The sequence below is a fragment of the Klenkia terrae genome, assembly GCF_037083865.1.
GTDB lineage: Bacteria > Actinomycetota > Actinomycetes > Mycobacteriales > Geodermatophilaceae > Klenkia > Klenkia terrae.
Genome location: NZ_JBAPLV010000056.1, coordinates 1 through 6,219, shown reverse-complemented (window position 1 = coordinate 6,219; position 6,219 = coordinate 1). Strand labels below are relative to the sequence as shown.

Genomic DNA, 6,219 nt, shown 5'->3' with positions numbered 1-6,219 from the left:
GTCCTACGTCCCGGCCCCTACCGCCCCGCTGTCAACAACCTCATGCACCGCAACACCTAGCCGTAGTGCCCACAGCAGCAGCCAATTAAGGCTTCTTCCAGGTCTGACCATGAGCGTCTTGCGACCGTGGTGTTGCCCCGCCCTGCAATAGCTGGCTGCTGCGACGCACCGTTTGCCATCGGTTGGTTCGGGTCGCTTCAACCATCGAGCCAGCTGACATGGGATTGGCACCCCGCTGGCGAGCATCGCGGTCGTACCAATATGAAATGCCCAGAAGTACTACAACGAATACCACTATTCCGGACCATACAAGCCACACCATTGGTGCCTCCAATCGGATGGCATCTGAAGGTAGCGGACAACTGCACCTTCGGTGGGACGGCTCAGCCTAGCGAGGCAAAGTGTCCGCAGACGGCCGTCTACCGGGACACGGCTCGGTCAGCTCACCGAGCTGACCAGCACAAACACCGAGCGTCCCGATAGACCCGTCCGATTTGTTTTCTCACAGAGGGGCGTCATACGGGACACTCGGAACGCCTAACGGCGCCGCTGCCGGACCCACAACACCGCGCCAACAACGCCGGCGGTCAGAGCTCCGGTGGCCAGGGCAGGCAGCACGCTAGGTCCGCCCTGTTTCTCGCAGTAGCCACCGGTCGGACTGTCTGCGCACATGGTCACCACGGGGATGGTCATCAGGCTCACCACCCAGACGATCGAGCCCACCACGACGCCAGCGACGATCGCAATGCGAACGGCGCGCCCGTTCACGACACCGCGCCGGTCGTGCTGGGCCGAGCAGCTGCAGCAATTGGCTGTCTCAGGGCGCGGACGACTGAGGAACGTCCGACCCCCAGCGACGCGGCGATCTCGTTGAGCGTGAGCCCTTGGGTGCGCAGGGCGGCAGCTGCTGCCACGCGCTGATCGGTCATGACGCTGGGGCGGCCACCCTTGCGGCCGCGGGCTCGGGCCGCGGCAAGGCCGGCCACGGTGCGTTCACGGATGAGCCGGCGTTCCATCTGCGCGACGGCGGCGAAGACGTGGAAGACGAGCTCACCACCCACGGTCGTGGTGTCTATGGCCTCGGTGGTCGACCGGAACTGGATGCCGCGCTCGGCCAGGTCGTTGACGATGCGCGTGAGGTCCTCCACCGATCGCCCAAGCCGGTCGATGCGCCAGACCGCGAGGGTGTCGCCGGAGCGTAGGTATTCCAGGCAAGCCGTCAGCTGTGGCCGCTGGGCAGTGGCGCCGGAGGCGAAGTCCGTGAACACCTTCGCAGCGCCAGCCGCGGTGAGCGCGTCGTGCTGCAGGGCCGGGTCCTGCTCGAGCGTGGACACCCGCGCGTAGCCGACCACCGTCATGCCGCCGACGCTAGCCGAGATGTCGATTCAAAAGACGCTGAGGCAGGGTTTGTGGGCCGTTGATTTCGGAACGGGTTTCGGTCCTGTCGAAGCAGGTGCCGACCTGGCGTTTCCCGACCGGCGGCCGACCCGGCCGCTGTGGTGTCACATACGGGGGTTTGTGACACGACGGGCCAAACATGTTGTGGCGCAGCCCTAGCGCCTGCATCGTGCTCCGGGTGCTGATCCGCAGAGAGACCCCGAACGACCGCGACGCCGTACACGCTGTCCACAACGCCGCGTTCGCCACCGAGGACGGATCGGTCGCGTTTGAGGCAACCCTGGTCGACGCCCTACGCGCCGCCGGAGACGTCATCCCAGCGCTGTCCCTGGTCGCCGAACGGGACGGCGCGGTCGTGGGGCACGTTCTCGGCAGCCGTGCGCAGCTCGCCGGCGCAACCTCGGTGGGCCTCGCGCCCCTGGGGGTCTTCCCCGACATGCAAGGGACCGGCATCGGCAGCGCGCTCATGCACGCTGTACTCGCGGCAGCTGACCCCCTCGACTTTCCCGAAGCCGTCCTTCTGGGAGACACCGGGTACTACCGGCGATTCGGCTTCCGCCCCGCCGAACCGCTGGGCATCAAGGCATCCGACCCGTCGTGGGCTGACCACTTCCAGGTACGGACCCTCCAGGCGTGGAGCGGCTAGCCCGGCGACTTCCACTACGCACCGGCCTTCGGCATCTGACAGCGCCCAGCCCGAATAAGGTCACCCCTCTCGGCCTCGCCAGGAGTTGGATGTGAACCTGGTTCTGGGCCCGATTCGGTAGGACCGCACACCGGGGTTTGTTGTCCGCACTGACTGCACTGCGACACGGGTTGCGGTGTGTGCTCCGGGAAGTCAGTGGGGCGGGACGACGCGCACCGGGGTGGCCCTGGTGTCCAGGGGTCGTCGACCAGGGCAGGCAATGGGCTGGCCCGGTCTCGGGGGGTGGGTGGCCACGACGACCGTGCAAGCGTGCCGATCGTGACGGGGCCGGCAACGCCGGATGCGAGGTGCGCCGACCCCTGCGCACCGCCGTCCCGGCACCGGTGCGTCGGGGTCGGACACCAGCTCTGGGCACTGGTCGGGTGGTCCATGGTCGAGCGGTCCTCTCCCGTTGTCCGGGGGTCCGTCAGCCCTGGAGGACGGTTCAGGCGTCGCGATCTCGGCGGCGTTCCATCGCCGGGCTCAGCGGTGGTCCTGCCGACTGGCGTGTGTCACCCCGCCCGCGTCACTCTTCCTCCGCGGTCCGGGCGGGTGGACTCGTGCGGTCGCCGTGGCCACGAGGTCGCGGGCCGGGCCGGCGGGGGGTCGGTCGGTGGGCCCCACCCACACGGCCCGCAACCGTCGGCGCAGGTCCACCCCGGTGACGCCGATGGCGACCAACCGGCCGTCGCGCAGGTCACCGGCCACCGCCAGTCGGGGCAGGACGGCCGGGCCGAGCCCGGCCCGGACGGACTCCCGGACGGCGGTCGCGGTGCTGAGCTCGAGCACCGGCGTCGGGCCCGGGGGGCCCAGGGCCTGCTCGAGAGCGGTGCGGGTGCCCGAGCCGACCTCGCGGGTGACGAGCGGGGTGCGGGCCAGCAGGGCGGCGGCCACCGGCCGTCGCCGACGGGCCCAGGGGTGGTCCGGAGCGACGACGAGCACCAGGTCGTCGGTGCCCACCACGACCTGGGAGAGGTCGGCCAGGGGGTCCGGTCCCTCGACGAGACCCACGTCCACTGCCCCGGCGCGAACCAGGTCGGCCACGGCGGCGCTGTTGGTGGCCGTCAAGGTGATCTGCTCGACGCCCCCGTGCGCCCGCAGGGCGGCCAGCCACCCCGGGACCAGGTGCTCGGCCACGGTCATGCTCGCCGCCAACCGCAATCGCGCCGATCCCCGGTGACGAAGTGCGGTCAGCCCGGCGTCCAGGTCGGTGGCGGCCTCGACCACGCGGGCCGCCCAGGCGGCGAACGCAGTCCCGGCGTCGGTGAGTCCGGTGCCGCGGGCCCGGCGATCGAGCACGGCGACGCCCACCTGCCGCTCGAGGGTGCGCAGCCGGGCCGAGGCGGCCTGCTGGCTGACACCGTGCCGGCGCCCCGCGGCGCCGATGCTGCCGGTGGCCACCACGTCCAACAACAGTTCCAACGCCCCCAGCTCGGGCACGTGCGGACTCAGCGGCACGCCGTCAGCTCCGGCAGCCATGCTGCTGCGGCGCCCAGGGCATGCTGCAACCGCTGGTCGGCCTCGGTTCGGGCGTGGGTGTTGCGCTGGGAGGGGTGCGGCACCGCCAGGGTCACCACCGGGTGCACGGGTGGGTGCATCGTCAGGTACCGCATCCAGCCGGCCAGTGCCGCCGTCCCCAGCGGGACGACGACCCGCAACCGCGGGACCAGCTGGAGGACCTCGGCCAATGCTGGACCGGCCTCCGCCAGGTCGGCGGCCCGTGGGTTGCGCCAGGCCTCGGGGGTGCCCAGCGCCCACGGGACGACGTTCCACCGCAGGCAGTCCACGGCCCGCAGCGGGGACGCTTCCCGCGCGGCCCGCAGCACCCGCGCCGTGGGGTCGGGGTTGTCCTCGGAGGAGAACCCGCGTTCCCCCAGCGCCATCGTCGCCGGACCCGGGCTCTCCAGGAGCAGCAGCACCCGCGCACCGGTGCCCCCGCCGTGCGGGTCGAACCACGGCACCGCCCGACCTCGGCCCCGCCACCGCCGGACCAGCGCGTTCAGCGGCGCGACGTGCGGGTCGTCCAGCCGGGCGAGCTTGAGCTCTCGCAGTGTCTCCTGCACCGGTGGGACGCTAGGCCCTGGCACCGAGCGCCACAAGCTGGGCTTGTGCATGCACAACGACGCGGCGGCTACCGGCAGGGTCTGCACCAGCGCACGATGGACCCATGACCAGCACGGCGACCCAGCCCACCCCCGGACCCGGCCTGTTCGGCAGTGACGACGACCGGCGACTGGCCGTGGCCAACATCGGCCCCAACTGGTTCGCCTCGGTCATGGGCACCTCCATCGTGGCCACCGCTGCAGCCACCCTGCCCGTCACCGTCCCGGGCCTGCAGGTCCTGGCACAGGTGGTGTGGGTGTTGGCCGGGGTGCTGCTGCTGGCCGTCTCGGCCGCCACCATCGCGCACTGGCGATACCACCCCGACACCGCCCGTGGGCACGCCGACAACCCGGTCATGGCGCACTTCTACGGCGCCCCACCGATGGGCCTGCTGGCCTTCGGCGTCGCCACCCACCTCGTCGGCGCCGACCTCATCGGCGCCACCGCAGCACTGTGGGTGTTCGCCGTCCTGTGGGTCGCCGGCACCGTCTACGGCCTGGTCACCGCCGTCGGCCTCCCGTACCTGGTCTTCACCCGCCACGACGTCGCAGAGGACGCCGCGTTCGGTGGGTGGCTGATGCCCGTCGTCCCGCCCATGGTGTCCGCGGCCACCGGCGCCCTGCTGGTCCCCGAACTGCCCGCCGGACAGCTGCGCACCACCCTGTTCACCCTGTGCTGGTCGATGTTCGGGCTCTCGCTGCTGGCCAGCCTCGTGGTGATCACCTTGGTGTGGGGCCGACTGGCCCGGCACAAGATCGGCGCCGCCGCCATGGTGCCCACGCTGTGGATCGTGCTCGGCCCGTTGGGCCAGTCGATCACCGCCGCGAACAACCTGGGCAGCCAGGCCCACCTCGCCGTCCCCGAGCCCTACGCCACCGCCTTCCAGGCCATGGGGCTGGTCTACGGGCTCCCGGTGTGGGGGTTCGCGCTGATGTGGGCCGGCATCGCCCTCGCCGTCACCGTCCGCACTGCCCGGGCGCACCTGCCCTTCACCCTCACCTGGTGGTCCTTCACCTTCCCCGTCGGCACCGTCGTCACCGGCACGTCCGGGCTCGCCCTGCACACCGGCGAGACCTTCCTGCAGGTCGCGGCCGTCATGCTCTTCGCCGCGCTGCTGGGGGCCTGGGCGACAGTCGCCCTGCGCACGGCGCGCGGGGTCCTCACCGGGGCCCTGCTGCGCTGACCGTCGACCCCCGGGACATGCCAGGCACCCGACTGGGCCGGACCCGGGCGTCGCCTGGCAGGACAGCCAGTTCCGGCCCACAGAATGGGCCTCGGACGCGCAGCGGAGCTCTATCCACGGTTCCCGCAGTCACATCCGACCAGCCCGCTCCTGACACCACTGCACCACGGACGATCCATGCACATCGGGGACGACGACCGTCGGAGCCGAGCACTGCATCGACCCCGCAGACCAGGGCCCTAGCGGTTTCGGACCTAGTTGTGACACGGAATCCGTCGATCCATATACGGGGGTTTGTGAGCTGCAGGGCAACCCAGCGCTTGCACCGCGCCACCCCTCAGGTCAGGGTCAAGATCACGAAGAGCAGACCAAGGCCGCACCAGTTGCTCACGGTGTGGACTGCGGCGGCCACATCGGTCGCCCGGTCTCGTGCGGCATTCTGCATGGTGTCCCAGTTCGTAGGGGCTCGGCCGTTGGCGTCGCGCTGCTCCATCTGCGCGGTCAGCCAGGCCAGTCGGTCCCCGACCTTAGGCATGGCCGTGTAGGTCTCCCAGTCGATCTGGCCAGCGCTGACCGGCACCGGGACGACCGGAGACCGGTAGGCCGCCCGGTACACCACAGCGAAGACGAGGCCGGGGATGCTGAGGGCGAGCGCGGCAGCCACCGGTACCCCCGCCGCCAGGTGGACGATCCCGAACAGCAAGCTGCGGGTGACCGTCTGCAGGATCGTGGCGGTCTCGGTGCCGTAGCGGAACAGCACCTCCTCCTGTCGAGCGAGCAAAGGAACGGCCGCAACTAGGGCGTGTCTCCAAAGACTCTGGTCCAGATGGTGATGGCTCGTAGGACGGCG

At 70.7% G+C, this 6,219-nt stretch carries 7 protein-coding genes; 2 read left to right on the top strand and 5 right to left on the bottom strand.

Annotated elements, in window-relative coordinates:
- Window positions 1–537: 537 nt before the first annotated feature.
- A complete protein-coding gene (locus UXQ13_RS23410) occupies window positions 538–768 on the bottom strand; it encodes a hypothetical protein (RefSeq protein WP_225236162.1) in 231 nt (76 codons plus the stop codon).
- Window positions 765–1,358, bottom strand: coding sequence for a recombinase family protein (locus tag UXQ13_RS23405; RefSeq protein ID WP_225236163.1), 594 nt, complete (start codon window positions 1,356–1,358; stop codon window positions 765–767). The genes UXQ13_RS23410 and UXQ13_RS23405 overlap by 4 nt, the downstream gene beginning before the upstream one ends.
- A gap of 209 nt (window positions 1,359–1,567) precedes the next feature.
- On the opposite strand from UXQ13_RS23405, the gene UXQ13_RS23400 reads away from it, so the two are divergent.
- Complete coding sequence (locus UXQ13_RS23400) at window positions 1,568–2,044, top strand: GNAT family N-acetyltransferase (RefSeq protein WP_225236164.1); 477 nt, start codon at window positions 1,568–1,570, stop codon at window positions 2,042–2,044.
- Window positions 2,045–2,566: 522 nt separating this feature from the next.
- Here the strand turns inward: UXQ13_RS23400 and UXQ13_RS23395 are convergent.
- Window positions 2,567–3,541 carry a LysR family transcriptional regulator gene (locus UXQ13_RS23395; protein WP_207798632.1) on the bottom strand — a complete coding sequence of 325 codons (975 nt, stop codon included), beginning with the start codon at window positions 3,539–3,541 and terminating at the stop codon, window positions 2,567–2,569.
- Window positions 3,532–4,146: a uracil-DNA glycosylase gene (locus UXQ13_RS23390; RefSeq protein WP_165839467.1), complete on the bottom strand. Its 615-nt coding sequence runs from the start codon at window positions 4,144–4,146 to the stop codon at window positions 3,532–3,534. Before UXQ13_RS23390 ends, UXQ13_RS23395 begins: the two co-directional genes overlap by 10 nt.
- Before the next feature lie 104 nt (window positions 4,147–4,250).
- Between UXQ13_RS23390 and UXQ13_RS23385 the strand changes: the two genes are divergently transcribed.
- On the top strand, window positions 4,251–5,369 hold the full coding sequence (locus tag UXQ13_RS23385) for a TDT family transporter (protein WP_092807911.1): 1,119 nt from the start codon (window positions 4,251–4,253) through the stop codon (window positions 5,367–5,369).
- A 337-nt stretch (window positions 5,370–5,706) separates the two neighbouring features.
- Here the strand turns inward: UXQ13_RS23385 and UXQ13_RS23380 are convergent, their stop codons facing one another.
- Window positions 5,707–6,129 carry a hypothetical protein gene (locus tag UXQ13_RS23380; protein WP_225233944.1) on the bottom strand — a complete coding sequence of 141 codons (423 nt, stop codon included), beginning with the start codon at window positions 6,127–6,129 and terminating at the stop codon, window positions 5,707–5,709.
- Between the last annotated feature and the right edge of the window lie 90 nt (window positions 6,130–6,219).

Coding starts and splice junctions, on each gene's coding strand:
- UXQ13_RS23385 (WP_092807911.1), top strand. CDS start 4,251: ATGACCAGCACGGCGACCCAGCCCACCCCCGGACCCGGCCTGTTCGGC.
- UXQ13_RS23405 (WP_225236163.1), bottom strand. CDS start 1,358: ATGACGGTGGTCGGCTACGCGCGGGTGTCCACGCTCGAGCAGGACCCG.